This window comes from Arthrobacter globiformis (genome assembly GCF_030818015.1).
Lineage (GTDB): Bacteria > Actinomycetota > Actinomycetes > Actinomycetales > Micrococcaceae > Arthrobacter > Arthrobacter globiformis_C.
Window position 1 is genome coordinate 1,226,126 of the sequence record NZ_JAUSZX010000001.1, and the last position, 16,413, is coordinate 1,242,538.

Below are 16,413 nucleotides of genomic sequence, written 5' to 3' on the forward strand. Positions count from 1 at the left end.
GGGCACCAGCCAGAACCCCGGCATCGGCCAGGGCGAAGCGTACCCGCAGGACGCCAGCACCGGCCAGGACGCCGAGAAGCTTCAAAGTCACGGAGCCACGGAAGTTCCGACCCTCGAGGACGACGACTTCGTCGAGGAGGAATACAAGCCGGGCGAGGCCGACGGCGGCATGTTCGGTGCGATGCCCGCCAAGAAGGCCCAGCATTTCTGGCCGTCCGCCAAGCGGCTCATGGGCCTGCTGAAACCGGAAGCCGCCGGCATCTACGTCGTGGTTGGCATGGTGATCGTTTCGGTGATCCTCAACGTCATTGCGCCCAAGGTGCTGGGCCAGGCCATGGACGTCATCTTCGGCGGTGTGGTGGGCAAACAGTTGCCCTCCGGCGTCAGTAAGGACCAGTTCGTCGAGGGGTTGCGGGCACAGGGCCAGAACAACTTCGCGGACATGGTCTCCCGGATGGAACTGGTGCCCGGAACAGGCATCGACTTCCAGAAGCTGACCGTCCTGATATCGGCCGTGCTGCTGATGTACTTCGTGGCCAACATCTTCCTGTGGCTCCAGGGCTACGTCCTCAACAGGATCGTCATGAAGGTGATCCGGCAGCTCCGCGACGATACGGAAAAGAAGCTCAATCGGCTGCCGCTGAACTACTTCGACACCCGCCAGCGCGGCGACGTGCTCTCCCGGGTGACCAACGACGTCGACAATGTACAGCAGGCGCTGCAGCAGGCGTTCGCGCAGCTCATCAGCTCCCTGCTGACCGTGATCGGCATCGTCATCATGATGTTCATCGTCTCGTGGCAGCTGGCACTGATCGCCCTCATCGCCCTGCCGCTGTCCGGCGCTGCGGCGGGCGTGATCGGCGCGCGCAGCCAGAAGCTGTTCGCAGCGCAGTGGAAGAACACCGGTGAGCTGAACGGCCAGATTGAGGAGTCCTTCTCCGGGCATGACCTGGTGCGGGTATTCGGCCGCGACGCCGACATGCTGGAGCGCTTCGAGGAGCGCAACGAGGCCCTCTACAAGGCCAGCTTCGGCGCGCAGTTCGTGTCCGGCATCATCTTCCCCGTGATGCAGTTCGTCTCCTACCTCAGCTACGTCGGCATCGCGGTCGTGGGCGGCCTGCGGGTCGCCTCGGGCAGCATGAGCCTGGGCGACGCCACGGCCTTCATCCAGTACTCGCGCGAGTTCACCCAGCCGCTGGGGCAGATGGCGGGCATGGCCAACATGCTGCAGTCCGGCGTGGCATCCGCTGAGCGCGTGTTCGAGTTCCTGGACGCGGATGAGCAGGACGCCGAGACCGCCACACGGCACCTGCCGGCTAAGACAGACGGCCACGTCGAGTTCCGGGACGTCACGTTCAGCTACACGCCGGACAAGCCGCTGATCGAAAACCTGTCCTTCACCGCGGAGCCGGGGCACACCGTGGCCATCGTCGGACCCACCGGCGCCGGCAAGACCACGCTGGTGAACCTGGTCATGCGCTTCTATGAGCTCAACTCCGGTTCCATCACGCTCGACGGCGTGGACGTCACCCAACTGAGCCGGGCCGAGCTGCGCTCCAAGGTGGGCATGGTGCTGCAGGACGCCTGGCTGTTCGGCGGCTCCATCTACGACAACATCAGGTACGGCAAGCTGGACGCCACCGAGGACCAGGTCATGGCAGCGGCAAAGGCCACGTTCGTGGACCGCTTCGTCCGGGCGCTGCCAGACGGGTACAGCACCGTCATCGACGAGGAAGGCAACAACGTCAGCGCCGGTGAAAAGCAGCTCATCACCATCGCCCGCGCCTTCGTGGCCAACCCGTCGCTGCTCATCCTGGACGAGGCAACAAGTTCGGTGGACACCCGCACCGAACTCCTGGTGCAGAAGGCCATGGCTGCGCTGCGAACGGACCGGACCAGCTTCGTCATCGCGCACCGCCTGTCGACGATCCGCGACGCCGACACCATCCTGGTCATGGAGAACGGCAAGATCGTGGAGCAGGGCAACCACCAGACCCTCCTCGCCGCCGAAGGCGCCTACTACCGGCTGTACGTGTCGCAGTTCGCCGGCGCGGATGCGGAGGAGACGCCCGTGGACGATTCAACGGCGGTGCACAGCTGACCGCCGCGAACCCCGGAGGCCGCCCGGACCCCCGGCGCATTGAGGTGCTCGTGCCCATGCGCTGGGGGGACATGGACGCCTACGGGCACATCAACAACGTGGAGATCGTCCGCATGCTGGAGGAGGCGCGCATCGCCGCCTTCGGCCCGCCCGCCGGTGCCGGACTGCCCGGGATCGATCCTCACGTGTCGTTGTTCAACGACGTTCCCACGGGCACCATGGCGCTCGTGGTGGACCACCGCATCAGGTACGTAAAGACCCTCGAATACCGGAACGTTCCGGCGGCGGTCCAAGTGTGGATCGGCGCCGTCAAGGGTGCGAGCTTCGACATTCACTACCTTGTGCAGGACCCCGTGACTGGCGACGATTGTGTGAAGGCCTCAAGCCATTTAGCCTTCGTCGATGAAGCCACCGGAAGGGTGCTGCGGCTGACTCCGAAGCAGAAGCAGCTGCTGGAGCCCTTCCAAGAGCGCAAGGAGCATTGACCGTGGGAACCAGGAACCTGAGAACGAAAAAAGCGGCCTGGAAGAAAAACAAGTCCTGGAAGGAACTTCCGCCTGCTGCCCGCATCGGCACGATCATGATCGGAACCGCGCAGCTAGCTTTTCTCGCCGCCGCCCAGCGTGACCTTTCGCGCCGTCCCGCCGAGCAGATCCGTGGCTCCAAGATGTTTTGGCGGCTGGCCACCCTGGTCAACTTCATCGGCCCGGGCTGCTATTTCGCCTTCGGCCGGAAGCGGCCGCCCGAGGTTACCCGGAAGTAGCTTTCTGGCCCGGCATGGTGCTGGCGCTCAGGTTAACCCTGTAAATTTGAAGGCATGACCCCCGCCCCAAAGCCTGCCATGCACCGCGCCCTCGGAATCTCCAAAGAGATCGAGGACGCCGCGTGGTTTGTGCTCGGCGCCGGGCTGCAGGGCAGGCCGTCGGCGCTGGACGGCCGTACGCAGACGTGGACGGCGGAGGCCGCGGCGGAACTGCTGGAACGGCTTGAGCGGGGAGTCGCGGACGCCAAGGCGCCCATGATGACCAACCTGCGGCACAACCTGGCGGACGCGTCCCCTTCGGCAAAACAGTTGGCCGTGGAGCTCCTCTTCCTGCAGTCCTTGCCGCTGGCGCACGAGGTCAAGTCGCTCAAGGTTAAGCGGGCGCGGGTCGCCGAGGCGGCGTCCTGGCTGGAGCCGCCCCTGGAGCTCCCGGAGGAGCTCTACAAGGGCATGACCGACCATGGCGTCATCCGCGACAGGACTGCCGAATTCAACTGGACCATCTGGGACCACCTGAAATGGCTCTGCCGGTTCGTCCAGCACGTCGACCGGCAGTCCACGGCCGAAATCGGCAAGGCCCTGAAGGATCCGCTGGCATTCCACCTGCTCGCGGCGGGAACGCCCGATGACCAGCCGGCCATCCGGCGCAGCATCGAATACCTCGCCTGGCCCAGCTACTTCGAGCCGGTGGTGGCGGACATCGAACGCCAGGAGATCAGAGACGCCTTCGCCTCCCTCGTCGGCGGCGCAAAGGGGGACAGCGAGGAGGAAATCACCGCTGACATCCGCCGTATCCGCCTGCACCTGGATGAGCAGGCCGGCCAGCGGATCGACTGGTACGCCCGGCAGCTTGTGAGCCAGTGGCGGAAGGTCGGGGACCCGGGCCGCCGCGCCTGGCTGCTGCGCACCCACCACGACAACGCCGAACTCCTGGCTGCCTGGCAGGCAGAGGAGAAGGTGACGCTCGACGTCGAACACCTCCGCCTGCTCGACGCCGGCGTTACGGCCGGGGTGGTTCAGCACGCCGTCGATGAGGACTACAAGCACCTCGGCTACGTGGAGCGGGAGGACACCAAGACCGCCGTCTTCGCCTTCCTCACCGTGATGAAACCCGGGGACCTCGCGCTGTACCAGAACGCCGGGGCCGTCCGGATCGGCGTCGTGCTTGGGGAGCCGGACCACAACGGGGACAACCGGCGGATGCGCCGCAAGGTGCGCTGGTTCGACGAAGCCCATGCCGTGACTGACCTGCCGCGCCACATCCAGCGCCAGCTGGCCACGCCGGGCATCGTCGTCGACGTCACCCGGGTGGTGCAGGCGCTGCAGGCGCTGGTGCCCGCCGAGGCGGAAACCGAGCCCGACGCCGATGCGTCGCCGGCCACCGTCGCCCTCCCCGTGCTGGGCGGCTTCCGTCCGGTAACGCGCGAGTTCGCGGACTCCCTCCACATGGAGGTGGAGCCGCTGCAGGAGATCGCCGATCTGCTCGAGGAGAACCGGCAGCTGGTGCTGTATGGCCCGCCGGGAACCGGCAAGACCTACCTCGCCAAGCACCTCGCCGCCGAACTGGCGCAGGACAGCGCCGACGAGCGGGTGAAGCTCGTCCAGTTCCATCCGTCCTACGCCTACGAGGACTTCTTCGAAGGGTACCGGCCGGACAAGACCGACGAGGGCCAGGTCTCCTTCAAGCTCGTGGCCGGCCCACTGCGCCGGCTGGCGGAGGAGGCGGCGAAACCGGGCAACGAGTCCAAGCCGTACTTCCTGATCATCGACGAGATGAACCGCGCCAACCTCGCCAAGGTGTTCGGTGAGCTGTACTTCCTGCTGGAATACCGCGATGACCGGATCTACCTGCAGTACAGCCCCAACGAGCCGTTCACGCTCCCGGACAACCTGTACATCATCGGCACCATGAACACCGCGGACCGCTCCATCGCGATGATGGACGCCGCCATCCGCCGCCGCTTCGCGTTCATCGAACTGCACCCGCAGACCGAGCCGGTGAAGGGATCGCTGTTGAGGTTCCTGGAGGCCCGGCAGCTGGACACCACGCCGGCACTGCTGCTGGACGCGCTCAACCAGGCCATCGACGAATGGGACCGCGACCTCATGATCGGGCCGTCCTACTTCATGAAGAAAGCCGCCCAGACCCCCGCCGGCCTCCGCCGCATCTGGAAGTACGAGCTCATGCCGCTGCTGGAGGAGCACTACCACGGCCAGCTGAACCGGGCCCAGCTCGAAGAGCGCTTCGGGCTGGACCAGCTGCTGGGACGCCTTGCGGCTCGCTAGCCCGGCCGGCTTCGGTGTGTCCACTATGGCGGCGGGCTCCGCGCGCCCGGCCGGTTCCGCGACCGGCGGGAGCCGCGGTTCGGCCCAGGCACTGCGGCACATCGTCTTGGACGAGCTCTCCGGCGGCACTGTGGAGAAGCTCGACCCGGACAGCGCCGCCTTCCTGAACTCCAGCGGCCTGGCCAAGGCGACGCCCATGGGCATGGGACTCTTCAGGATCGAACCTGTCGGCATGGTGGGGTCCGTGCGTACTCCGCTGGTGCAGCTCGACGTGCGTCCCAAGGACCGGCTCGGGCTGAGCCGGCTGCTCTTTCTGCTGAGCTACGCCGGGGACCAGGGCTTCCGCGACGACACCGTGGCGGCCGACGAGGATGCCGAGCTGTGGAGCGCACTGGCGGCGTCTCTGGTGCAGCTCGCCGAACGCGCCCTGCAGCGTGGTGTCCTGCAGGGTTACGTCACTGTCGACGACTCGCTCCGGACGGTCAAGGGCCGCATCCGCATTTCCGACCAGATATCGCGCCGGCCGGGGATGCTCGTGCCCTTGGAAGTGTCTTACGACGAGTTCACCGAGGACATCCCGGAAAACCGGATCCTGCGTGCCGCCCTCGACCGCATGTCCCGTGTCCCTGGCGTGCGTCCGGATGTGCTGAGCCGCCTGCGGCAGATGAAGGGAAAGCTCGACGGCGTCACCCGGCTCCGCCCGGGCGTTCCACTTCCGCAGTGGCGGGCCAGCCGGATGAACCTCCGATACGACGCGGCGCTGAGGCTCTCCGAGGTGATCCTGCGCAATGCTTCCGCGGAGGCGGGGGAGGGCAAGCAGCAGACGGCGTCCTTCGTCGTCGATATGGGCAAGGTCTTCGAGGACTTCGTCGGCGCGGCGCTGCGCCGGGCCATGGCCGCGTTTCCTGGGGAGATGAGGCTGCAGTACAACGCAATGCTGAACGAGGCCGTCCGGGATTCGGACCGGTTGACCGTGCGGCCCGATGCCGTGCATCTGCTGGGCGGCCGGCCGGTGGTGGTATACGACGCCAAGTACCGGGCCGGCAGCGACCAGGGCGCGTCACTGTCCGGGGACCACTTCCAGATGCTGGCCTACTGCACGGCTTTGCGCGTGCCCACGGCCTGGCTGGTCTACGCGGGGGAGGGCGAGGTGAAGCTGCGGCGGATCCTCAACACCGACATCGACATCGTGGAGTTTCCGCTGGATCTCTCCCGGCCGCCGTCGGAGATCCTGGCCGCGGTCGCCGACCTTGCCGAGCAGTCCTGGGGAGAAGTGGTGCGCCAGGCGAGCCTCGGGCGCTAGTCCTGCGGATCCGAGACCCGGCAGTGTGGGCGAGGCAAGTTGAGAGCCTCCAACCGTATGTAGTCCGTTATGACGACCGCTCGATACATCGACTCCCGCTATGTCGAGGGCTCTGAACGGGCCGAGGTTCCGGCCAGTAGAAATTGCACTGACCTGTGAGAACAGCATCCCAAGACAGACAGGTCTGTCTTGGCGTTTGGGATAGACTGTTCGTAATGGCAGAGGTACCCAGCTCTAAGCCGTGGAGCGCCGGGAGAGTGCCTTTCGGAGGGCTTCAGACTGGACCGCAGCCGGCCGTCACACCGGGTGACCCCCTTATGTCGGGAAACCCGTTGCATGGCGAGGAGATTGCGGCGTCCGGTGCTTCCAGAATGCGCGAACGAATCGTTGACGCGGCCTATGACCTTTTCGCCAGCCGCGGCGTCCGGGACGTCGGCATCAACGAACTCATCCGCAGCTCCGGCGTCGCAAAGGCCACGTTCTACCGCCACTTCGCTTCCAAGGACGAGCTCGTGCTGGCGTTTCTCGAGAAGCGCGACCAAGTATGGACTGTCAACGCCATCATGGGGGAGGCGCGGCGCAGGGCGGACACTCCCGAGCAGCAGCTGCTGGCCATCTTCGACGTCTTCACCGACTGGTTCCACCGCACCGACTTTGAAGCCTGCTCGTTCATCAACGTGCTGCTGGAGATGGGCGCCACGCACCCGCTGGGGCGGGCCAGCATCGATTACCTGGCCAAGATCCGCGGACACGTGAAGCAGCTCGCGGACGAGGCAGGGCTGCAGCGGACCGACGATTTCTCCCGTTCCTGGCACATCCTCATGAAGGGCTCCATTATCTCCGCGGCGGAAGGTGACCTGGATGCCGCCCAGCGCGCCCGGCAGCTGGCCGGCTGGCTGATCGAGAACCACCGGGCGTAACCGGTCGCGTGGCAAACGACGCTGCCCCACGGTTGCCGCGGTCAAAGCGAGGCAGATAAGTCAGGTCTGCACCGGCACGGCAAAGGTAAATGTCGTGCCTTTCCCCACTTCGCTGGCGAGTGAGACGCGGCCCCCGTGGGCTTCCACAATCGCCTTGCTAATGGACAGCCCCAGCCCGACGCCGGGAATCGTTGAATTGCGCACGGCTGCGGACCGGAAGAACTTGGCGAAGACATCCTCCTGGTCCTGCTGGCTCATCCCCATTCCCGTATCGCTCACGCTGCACACCATGTGGCCGTCTTCGGACCGCAGCGACACCAGCACATCACCACCGTCGGGCGAGTACTTGATGGCATTCGATACGAGGTTGTCCAGCACCTGGGAGATGCGCGCGGCATCGATGTGGGCCTCAAGTCTCTCCGGTGCGTCGGCGCGCAGGCGGATGCCCGATTCGGCGGCGCGCGGCAGGGCGGCGGTGACGCTGCTGCGTACGAGCTCTGCCACATTAACTGCCTCTGGGGTGACGAGCAGCTGGCCGTTGCGGGTCGACAGCAGGTCGGAGACCAGCGTGAGCAGCCGTTCCGAGTTCCGCCGGATGATTTCCAGGGGGCCGCGCTGGGAGTCGGTGAGGTCGTCGTCGTCGTCCAACAGAAGCTCGACGTAACCAAGAATCGAAGTGAGTGGAGTCCGGAATTCGTGGGAGACGTTGGAGACGAAATCGTCCTTGGCAGCCAGGGCGTTCACCAGGTCGGTGACGTCGCTGAACACAATGACGGAGCCGGCGAAATTCCCGTCCTGATCCTTCATAGGCCTCGCGCTCGTGGATATCGCGCGTTGTTCGACGCCCGCTCCGAGCCACACCAGATAGTCGGTGAATTCCTCGCCGAGGACCGCGCGCCGGACCGGCCGTTGGTCGGCGGGGACCAGGGTGGTCCGGTCGGCGGCGAACACCAGCAGCTGGGATTCGTTGGGGTCCTCGATGGTTGGCGGCGTTGCCAGCTGGTGATGCTTGCGCTGCTTGCGGTTCATCAGGATGTCATGGCCCTGCGCATCGACGGCGAGGACGCCCAGGTGCACCGTGTCCAGGACCGTGTTCAGCAGGCGCTCCTGGCGTTTGCTTCCGGTCAGCACGCCGCGGAGCTGGGAGTCCTTTTCTTCGAGGTCCCGCTGCTGCTCCTCGAGGTCCCGCTGCTGCCGCACCATGCTGAGTGTCATGACGGACACGGTGACGCCGATGCCCAGCATCATCACCGGCAGCAGGAGGGAGCGCACCAGGTCCTGGCCGGAGACAGCGCCGCGGAGAAACAGCGGCACCCAGATGATCCCCAAGGGGCCGAAGAAGGACAGTGCCACAGCGGCCCTGGGAAACAGCCCGGACGCGCAGAGCCAGATGACCGGAAAAACGGCCATGAGGCTCAGTCCAGTCAGGCTGTCCTGCCCGCCTTCCCTGCCCAGGCAGATCGAGACCAGGTCCAAAAGGGGTATTACCAGGAAAGAGGGAAAGGGCAGCCGGTGCCAGGGCACGGCATAGCAAAGGATCAGTATTACTGCCTGCGACAGTAGGAAACTGATGAAAAGGGGATTGAGCAGCGTCTCAGGGAAGAAGGCCAGAATAAGAAAAGCTGCGATTCCCGCCGTCACGGAAAGCGGCATTTGGCTCAGCATAACCCGGGCCCGCAGGGAATACTCGTGGAAGGGTCGCCGGAAGAGCAGGATCCGGCCGGAGGGATCTTTCCAGGCGATACTGCTCATGGGCGATGGTCCATCTGGACGGGGCGTGAGAAACGCATAGGAGCAGGATATCCGCCGGGAGCTATACTGCAGACGGGATGTAGCGGGCTGAGGGGGCTGCGATGGGTGATACACGCGTGGGGCTGGTCATTGAGGATGACCACGATATTCGCGAATTGGTGCGCGTTGTTCTGACGCAGGCCGGCTTTGAGGTGCGCGCCGCAAGCAGCGGAGCCGAGGGCGTTCTTGCCGCCAGGGAACTGGACCCGGCGGTCATCACGCTCGACCTCGGACTGCCGGACATCGACGGCTTCGAAGTGGCCCGGCAGATCCGCCAGTTCTCCGACGCCTACATTGTCATGCTTACTGCCCGTGCAGAAGAGCTGGACACCCTGATCGGCCTTGAGTCTGGCGCCGACGACTACCTCACCAAACCGTTCCGTCCGCGTGAGCTGCGTGCCCGCGTTGCGGCCATGATGCGGCGTCCGCGTTCGACGCCGGATCTCGCCGAAGAGGCCGCCTCGCCTGGCGCCGCCGCGAACGAGGGGCGCAAGTACACCCACAACGGGCTGGACTTGAGCTACGACTCCCGGACTGTGGCCGTTGACGGCCAGGAGCTGAGCCTGACCCGCACCGAGTTCGACCTGCTGCATGCCCTGCTCGAGGCGGGCCGCATGGTCCGTACCAAAGCGGATCTGGTGCGCCGGCTGCGGGACGAACCGTACGACGTCGGAAGTTACATTAGCGAGGCGGACGAGCGGTCCGTTGAGGTGCACATGGGCAACCTGCGCAAGAAACTCGGCGATTCGGCGCAGAATCCGCGCTGGCTGCAGACTGTCCGCGGCGTGGGGTACCGGCTGGCTCCGGCTGAGAACTGAGCCACGCTCAATTGGGTGAGCCCGCTGTGAGGAACAGCTCCAGCTGTTTTTCGACGGCGGACAGGTCCCTGAGTTCGCACTCCCAGACGGTGAGTACTTCCCAACCGTCGTTTTCAAGCTGACGGCGCTGGCTGGCGTCGCGGTCCCGGGTGCGGGAGCGTTTCGTTTCCCAAAAGTCCGCGTTGGCCTTGGGGGAGTGCTGGCCCACCTTGCAGTCGTGGAAATGCCAGAAGCAGCCGTTGACGAAGATGACCTTGCGCCGACCGGCGAAAACGAGATCCGGGTTGCCGGCCAGCTTGATGCCGCGCGACGCGCCGTGCAGGCGGTACCGGTAGCCCTTGGCGTGCAGGAGGCTGCGCACCAGCAACTCGGGTTTGGTGTTCTTGCCCCGGATCCGGGACATGTTCCAGCTGCGCTGCTCAGGTGTCAGCCGGTCCGCCATATTTCCAGTCTAGGCCGGCAGTTCTGCTAGAAACCGCGCTCCGGCTGCTCGCCGAACTGGAAGTGCCGGCCGCTCACGGAACCGGGATCGATCTCCACGTAGAAGTCCTTCAACGTGGGCACCCAAGACGCGAGCCCCAGCTCTTCGGCCTCGGCAATCTCCGCCGACTTGCTCAGGACACGGGCCGTACCGCGGAGCACCACCGACCACGCCTGGTCCGACATGATGCCGTCTGTCTCGAACAGAACCCTGTCATTGATTGTCACCTGGGCGAGCTTGTTGCCCGGCGCTGTGCGGAAGTACAGCTTCCGCCGGCTGGTCACGTAGTTGACGGGGAAGATATCCGGCTCACCCGCCACGGTTACCACCAGGCGGCCGTGCTGGGTGTCCTCCAGAAGCTGCCAGCACTGCTCTTCGTCGAGGACCAGGATGGGATCGCCGTCGGCGTGGTTGAACATCATGCGCTCCATTCTTCTACAGCTTGTAGAAAAACGATAGGGGTATGAACTGATTTTCCCAGCAAGCGCGGTGCCGCGCCACGGTATAGCGCGGCCGTTTGACGGACGCGTAGAACTCTTTACACCGCTGTAATACCCCCGGAACCGCGCTGTCGCACCGCGTGACTACCGTCGGCGAAGACAAACCTGTGACGAAAGCGGATGCCTCATGACTAATGACCTGAAGGACAGCGAACTGTTGGATAGCCCGGGCGGCCGTGCCGCCGTCGAACGTGCCGCCGTCGGGCTGGAGGCCAAGCGGCCACGGGCGGCCGGCAACGCGGACGCCTTGAGTGCCACGAAGGAAAGCCTGGAGGATTACACGCTCAGGTTCGCGCCGCGTTCCTATCGCAAGTGGAGCGCCGGCGTGGTCGCGACGAGTGCACTGGGGGGAATTGCCTACCTGGCTGATTTCTCGATCGGGGCGAATATCGGGATTGCCTATGGCACGGTGAATGCGATCCTCGGAATTGTCGTGGCCGCCGTGATTATCTTCGCCACGGGGTTTCCGCTCGCCTATTATGCGGCCCGCTACAACATCGATTTGGATCTGATAACCCGAGGCTCCGGTTTCGGCTATTACGGCTCCGTGGTGACGAACGTGATCTTTGCGACCTTCACGTTTATCTTCTTTGCGCTGGAGGGATCGATCATGGCGCAGGGCCTCGAACTGGGGCTGGGCATTCCGCAATGGCTCGGTTATGCCGCCTCCACGGTCATCATCATCCCGCTCGTCATTTACGGGATGAACACGCTGGCCAAACTCCAGGTGTGGACCACGCCGCTGTGGCTGCTCCTTATGGTGGTTCCGGTCGGCTACCTGCTGGTGACCCACCCCGGCAGCATCGATGACTTCTTCGCCTACACGGGGAATTCCGGTGCTGCCGGAACCAACCTGGCCTCGGTCATGCTTGCCGCAGGCGTCTGCCTGTCACTGATGGCGCAGATCGCGGAGCAGATCGACTACCTGCGGTTCATGCCGCCCAAGACCGCCGACAACAAGGGGGCATGGTGGCGGGCCGTGATCCTTGCCGGGCCGGGGTGGGTGCTGTTCGGTGCGGTCAAGCAGATCGTGGGAATGTTCATCGCCGTCTACCTGATCGCCAAGCTGGATCCTGCGGCCTCGGCCACTGCGAATGAGCCGGTGCACCAGTTCCTCGGCGTCTACGGGGAGATGATGCCGGCGTGGCTGGCGATGAGCCTGGCCGTGGTGCTGGTGGTGATTTCCCAGATCAAGATCAACGTAACCAACGCCTACTCCGGCTCGCTGGCGTGGACCAACAGCTTCACCCGCGTGACCAAGACCTATCCCGGGCGGATGGTGTTCGTTGCGGTGAACCTGCTGATCGCTTTGATCCTGATGGAAGCCAACATGTTCGACTTCCTCAACACGATTCTGGGCTTCTATGCCAACTGCGCCATGGCCTGGGTGGTCACGGTGGCCTCGGACATTGCCATCAACAAGTACCTGTTGAAGATCTCACCCAAGACCCCCGAATTCCGGCGCGGCATGCTGCACGCCGTGAACCCGGTTGGATTTGTGTCCATGCTGGTTTCGGCCGCAGTGTCCATCGCGGTGTTCTTCAGTGCCTTTGGTTCCGTGATCCAGCCGTACTCGCCGATTTTCGCGGTGGGCCTGGCGCTGGTTCTGCCGCCCGCTCTGGCGGTCCTGACCAAGGGCAGCTACTACCTGCGCCGCACCGATGACGGCATTGACCTGCCGATGTTCGACGACGACGGGAACCCTAGCGACGCAAAACTGCTCTGCCACGTGACCGGGATCGAGTTCGAACGCCCGGACATGGTGCGTTCCGCCCAGGACGGGCCCGACGGCGAACCCCAGTACGTTTCCTCGCTCGCCTTGTCGACGGATAGGACGGGGGAGTTGGTCCTGCCGGCGCAGTCCCGAGGTAGCGCGATGTGATGCCCGGGCCGCGCGATGATGTCGGCGCCGTGATCGGGACCGAAGCGGGTCCGGTGAGTTTCTCACCGGACCCGCTTTGTGTTGTGTCGTGGCACCCCTTCGGTTCGCTGGGGCGCTGAAGGGCCTGTGGATAACTTTGAGCCCAAAGGTGTGATCTCAGTTACCCTTTAACCATTGTTTGGACACAGATGTCTTGAAACCTATCCGGGGGGATTAGCGCATGACTTCTCGTACCTGCATTTCTGAACGCCTCCGTCTGCCTGTGATTTCCACCGTCGCTGTGTCCATCCTTGCGCTCACCGGCTGCAGCGGCGGAGGCGACCCTCAGGCCGGTCCAACTGCCTCGGTCGTCGCGTCGCCAGCTCAGTCCGCCTCGGGGTCGGCTTCTGCCACTCCAAGCTCCACCGCCACGGCCAAACCGAAGCCCGTCTACAAGCCAGCTGACGCCAAGGGGAGGGCGCAGAACGTCCCCGTGCCGGTCAAGCCGCCTCTGGCCGACAAGAACACGAAAGAGGGGCTGGAGGCGTTTGCGAAGTACTGGTTTGCCTTGCTGAATTACGGTTTCGAGACGGGTGACTTGTCGCCAATCAGGTCAATAACCGGTGCCTCGTGCGCAATGTGCGGCAAGATTTTTCCTGGAGTTGTGAAATGGAATTCGAGTGGTAGGTGGGTTGAAGGCGCCTCAATCAAGGTGCAGGCTGCCCAGTCCAAATTTGTTGAAGTGGTCCCCGGCCAACTCCAGGTCGCAATTCAGTCTGAGCAGGAGGCCGGAACGCTTCGAAACGCGGATGGCTCTGTCGGCCAGAAGGTGGCACCATCCGGGGTGCTGGGTGATCTGATGATCGCCGAATACGTGAAGGGTAAGTGGCATGCCCTCAACGTAGACCGACTTGGTGGTTAGTTCGTGTCATCTCACTGGAGGCAATTTGTTGCTGGAACGCTCTCCGGGTTCATCGCCATCTCGGCGCCAGCGATTTCAAATGCGAACGATGGGGGTTCTGATCTCTCGTGGAACGACAGCGGGATAGGCGTATGGCGGTATGATCCCGGTGCTGGCGGCTGGGTAGATATGCCCCAGTCGCTGCCAGAAGACCCAAAAATCTACAAGTTCGAGTATTTGTGCCTGGATGACGGCAAGAACAACTTTGACATTGGGTGCCTGGCGGCCTCGATCAAGTGCACCGATGGCAAGGATGGCCGCCCAGTACGTTGGTATGAGTCGCTGAAGGTATTAAGCCCACCGGTCTGGAGCCGGATATCGCCCGACCGCTGTGTATATACCGAGGACCCAAGTGACGTCCTCGGAAGGATCGCCGCCCAGATCCAGCGTCGTTTCGAGCAACTTCCTGTCAACGCAGGCACTCTAGGTATACAGCCGAGACCCCATACGCTGAGGGGCGCCGAAACCAACTTCTTCGCCGAGTCATCGGAACAGTCCTTTGACGTGACGATGCTCGGGCAGAAGGTTCACATCATCGCCAAACCTGTCCAGTACCGCTGGGACTACGGCGACGGCAGGTCGCTTGGGCCCACGACCACCATGGGCGGCCCGCTCCCTCAGGACCGGTGGGGTGAGAAGACCCGGACCAGCCACGCCTACGCCGCGACCGGCGACTTCAGCGTAGTCCTCACCACGTACTTCCAGGGAACCTACTCCGTGAACGGCGGGCCGGACCTTCCCATCCCCAACCAGGGCCAGTTCAGTTCGCCGCCCCAAACGGTGAGCGTGTGGCGTTCGGTCACGCGCAATTATGCCGACGATTGCATCACCAATCCACGCGGTGAAGGCTGCCCTGCCGCGTCAACAACGAAGGGACGGTAGCTGCCGTGAATTCACATCTCAATGCCGCAGGCCCTGTAATTTTGGTTTCTTCGCTGGCCCGCCCCCAATTTTCTGTCTGACGGGAATGCCGAGCCCAGTCCGCGGATCCTCTCGGCAGCTGCCGCGCTTCGCAAAGTCTGACGGCGGCACCCAACTTGGGTGCCGCCGTAAGACTTACCTAACTCAGCATGGTGAACTCAGCCACACCCGGAATAGTTGCACACGCTAGGCAGTTACGGCTGGTGAACCTGATGCATTCTGAAAGGAACTCCGCATGCTGTTTTCCGCGCTGACACTCGGCGAGCTTGAACTCCCCAACCGCCTCGTCATGGCACCGCTGACCCGTGTCCGAACCGGCCAAGAGGGCGTCCCTGGACCGCTCGTGGCGGAGCACTACCGCCAGCGCGCGTCGCTCGGCCTGATCGTCAGCGAGGGAACCTACCCCAGCCCGGCCGGCCGCTCCTACCCGGGACAGCCCGGTCTGGTAACGCCAGAACAGATCGCCGGCTGGAAGAAGGTCACCGACGCAGTCCACGCCGAGGGCGGCCGTATCTTTGCCCAGATCATGCACGGCGGCCGCGTCTCGCATGAGGACATCAACGGCGGCCACCGCGTCGTGGCCCCCAGCGCCATTGCCCTCGATGGTGAAACGCGGACCTACAACGGCAAACAGCAGCACCCCGTCCCGCACGAGCTCTCCATCGATGAGCTGCCCGTCGTCCGCGAGGAGATCGTCACGGCGTCGCGCAACGCCATAGAGGCAGGGTTTGACGGCGTTGAGCTGCACTCCGCCAACGGATACCTTCTCCACGAGTTCCTGGCGCCGAACACCAATGTCCGCACCGACAGCTATGGCGGCTCGCCCGAAAACCGCGCCCGCTTCGTCATTGAGACGGTGAACGCCGTCGTGGAGGCCCTGGGTGCCAACCGCGTCGGCATCCGGATCTCGCCCGAGCACAACGTCCAGGGCATCGAAGAGACCGACGCCGCCGACGTCCGGGCAACCTACGAGGTGCTGGTCAACTCCATCGCTCCGCTCAACCTGGCCTACCTGAGCATCCTGCACGCGGACCCGACCGGTGACCTGGTGCAGGACCTGCGATCCCGCTTCAACGGTACGTTCCTGGTCAACACCGGCTTCGGCCTCATCACCACGCGCGAGGAAGCACTGTCACTCGTGGCCGACGGCCACGCTGACGCCGTCGTGGTGGGCCGGCCCGCCATCGCCAACCCGGACCTCGCCCGCCGCTGGCGCGAAGGCCTGCCGCTGAACGAACCGGACCAGTCCACGTTCTACGGAGAGGGCGCGAAGGGTTACACCGACTACCCCGTGTATCAGCCGGCCTAGCCCTCGCGCTGCCCCATTCCGGGCTCCGGTAAGTAGCCAATGGAACCGCCCGTTCGCCGGGTGGTTCCTTTGGCTTAATGGGGCGTTTTTTCTTGAGTGAATCTTGACCCTTTGTCGCATGGAGTCCTGAGTTCGCCCCTGCACTGTTTTGTCCAGCAGGAAATCCACTCAGCATCTACCCGACGGGTCTCACCATGAAGAACAGCGCACTGAAGGTGTCGTCTTTGAGTGCGGCGTGCAGGAGATGCTCCCGCCGCTGCGCATCGTTTTGGATCACGATGGTGGTGGCATGAATCCGCGGGAAAAGATTCCTGGCGCCCTTCTCGTGCTCTTCATATTCTTGCTGGCAATACTTTTGGGCATCGGGGGCGCCTCCGCATTCTCAGTCTGGCAGCGGT

General features: G+C 64.2%; 14 protein-coding genes. 11 read left to right on the forward strand and 3 right to left on the reverse strand.

Translation table 11 applies throughout. The features are described 5' to 3' along the window. The first annotated feature begins 169 nt into the window (after nucleotides 1-169). From QFZ23_RS05725 to QFZ23_RS05750, 6 genes are all read left to right on the forward strand, one after another. On the forward strand, nucleotides 170-2,101 hold the full coding sequence (locus QFZ23_RS05725; protein ID WP_306926692.1) for an ABC transporter ATP-binding protein: 1,932 nt from the start codon (nucleotides 170-172) through the stop codon (nucleotides 2,099-2,101). Nucleotides 2,102-2,157: 56 nt separating this feature from the next. After that, nucleotides 2,158-2,586, forward strand: a complete 429-nt coding sequence (locus QFZ23_RS05730) for an acyl-CoA thioesterase (RefSeq protein WP_306921178.1) — start codon at nucleotides 2,158-2,160, stop codon at nucleotides 2,584-2,586. A 2-nt stretch (nucleotides 2,587-2,588) separates the two neighbouring features. Beyond that, nucleotides 2,589-2,864 (forward strand): hypothetical protein, encoded by a 276-nt coding sequence (locus tag QFZ23_RS05735; protein WP_306921180.1) that lies wholly within the window; start codon nucleotides 2,589-2,591, stop codon nucleotides 2,862-2,864. 54 nt (nucleotides 2,865-2,918) lie between these two features. Continuing rightward, nucleotides 2,919-5,150, forward strand: coding sequence for an McrB family protein (locus QFZ23_RS05740; protein WP_306921182.1), 2,232 nt, complete (start codon nucleotides 2,919-2,921; stop codon nucleotides 5,148-5,150). Between the two features lie 25 nt (nucleotides 5,151-5,175). Then, nucleotides 5,176-6,453 carry a 5-methylcytosine restriction system specificity protein McrC gene (locus QFZ23_RS05745; RefSeq protein ID WP_306926695.1) on the forward strand — a complete coding sequence of 426 codons (1,278 nt, stop codon included), beginning with the start codon at nucleotides 5,176-5,178 and terminating at the stop codon, nucleotides 6,451-6,453. A 371-nt stretch (nucleotides 6,454-6,824) separates the two neighbouring features. Further along, the gene (locus QFZ23_RS05750; RefSeq protein ID WP_306921184.1) at nucleotides 6,825-7,373 is read left to right on the forward strand and encodes a TetR/AcrR family transcriptional regulator; all 549 of its coding nucleotides are present in this window, start codon (nucleotides 6,825-6,827) and stop codon (nucleotides 7,371-7,373) included. Nucleotides 7,374-7,433: 60 nt separating this feature from the next. Here QFZ23_RS05750 and QFZ23_RS05755 read toward each other — a convergent pair whose 3' ends face one another. Continuing rightward, nucleotides 7,434-9,125 carry a sensor histidine kinase gene (locus QFZ23_RS05755; protein ID WP_306921186.1) on the reverse strand — a complete coding sequence of 564 codons (1,692 nt, stop codon included), beginning with the start codon at nucleotides 9,123-9,125 and terminating at the stop codon, nucleotides 7,434-7,436. A 101-nt stretch (nucleotides 9,126-9,226) separates the two neighbouring features. On the opposite strand from QFZ23_RS05755, the gene QFZ23_RS05760 reads away from it, so the two are divergent. Next, nucleotides 9,227-9,982 carry a response regulator transcription factor gene (locus tag QFZ23_RS05760; protein WP_306921189.1) on the forward strand — a complete coding sequence of 252 codons (756 nt, stop codon included), beginning with the start codon at nucleotides 9,227-9,229 and terminating at the stop codon, nucleotides 9,980-9,982. A 7-nt stretch (nucleotides 9,983-9,989) separates the two neighbouring features. Here the strand turns inward: QFZ23_RS05760 and QFZ23_RS05765 are convergent, their stop codons facing one another. Together QFZ23_RS05765 and QFZ23_RS05770 are read right to left on the reverse strand one after the other, a co-directional pair. After that, complete coding sequence (locus QFZ23_RS05765; RefSeq protein WP_306921191.1) at nucleotides 9,990-10,424, reverse strand: very short patch repair endonuclease; 435 nt, start codon at nucleotides 10,422-10,424, stop codon at nucleotides 9,990-9,992. A gap of 26 nt (nucleotides 10,425-10,450) precedes the next feature. Beyond that, on the reverse strand, nucleotides 10,451-10,885 hold the full coding sequence (locus tag QFZ23_RS05770; RefSeq protein WP_306921192.1) for a pyridoxamine 5'-phosphate oxidase family protein: 435 nt from the start codon (nucleotides 10,883-10,885) through the stop codon (nucleotides 10,451-10,453). A gap of 205 nt (nucleotides 10,886-11,090) precedes the next feature. On the opposite strand from QFZ23_RS05770, the gene QFZ23_RS05775 reads away from it, so the two are divergent. The 4 genes from QFZ23_RS05775 to QFZ23_RS05790 all read left to right on the forward strand — a co-directional run bounded on the left by QFZ23_RS05775 (nucleotide 11,091) and on the right by QFZ23_RS05790 (nucleotide 16,015). Further along, the gene (locus tag QFZ23_RS05775) at nucleotides 11,091-12,845 is read left to right on the forward strand and encodes a purine-cytosine permease family protein (protein WP_306921194.1); all 1,755 of its coding nucleotides are present in this window, start codon (nucleotides 11,091-11,093) and stop codon (nucleotides 12,843-12,845) included. Between the two features lie 220 nt (nucleotides 12,846-13,065). Continuing rightward, nucleotides 13,066-13,746, forward strand: coding sequence for a DUF6318 family protein (locus tag QFZ23_RS05780; RefSeq protein WP_306921196.1), 681 nt, complete (start codon nucleotides 13,066-13,068; stop codon nucleotides 13,744-13,746). 543 nt (nucleotides 13,747-14,289) lie between these two features. After that, on the forward strand, nucleotides 14,290-14,667 hold the full coding sequence (locus QFZ23_RS05785) for a hypothetical protein (protein ID WP_306921198.1): 378 nt from the start codon (nucleotides 14,290-14,292) through the stop codon (nucleotides 14,665-14,667). A gap of 274 nt (nucleotides 14,668-14,941) precedes the next feature. Further along, complete coding sequence (locus tag QFZ23_RS05790) at nucleotides 14,942-16,015, forward strand: alkene reductase (RefSeq protein WP_306921200.1); 1,074 nt, start codon at nucleotides 14,942-14,944, stop codon at nucleotides 16,013-16,015. Nucleotides 16,016-16,413: the final 398 nt, after the last annotated feature.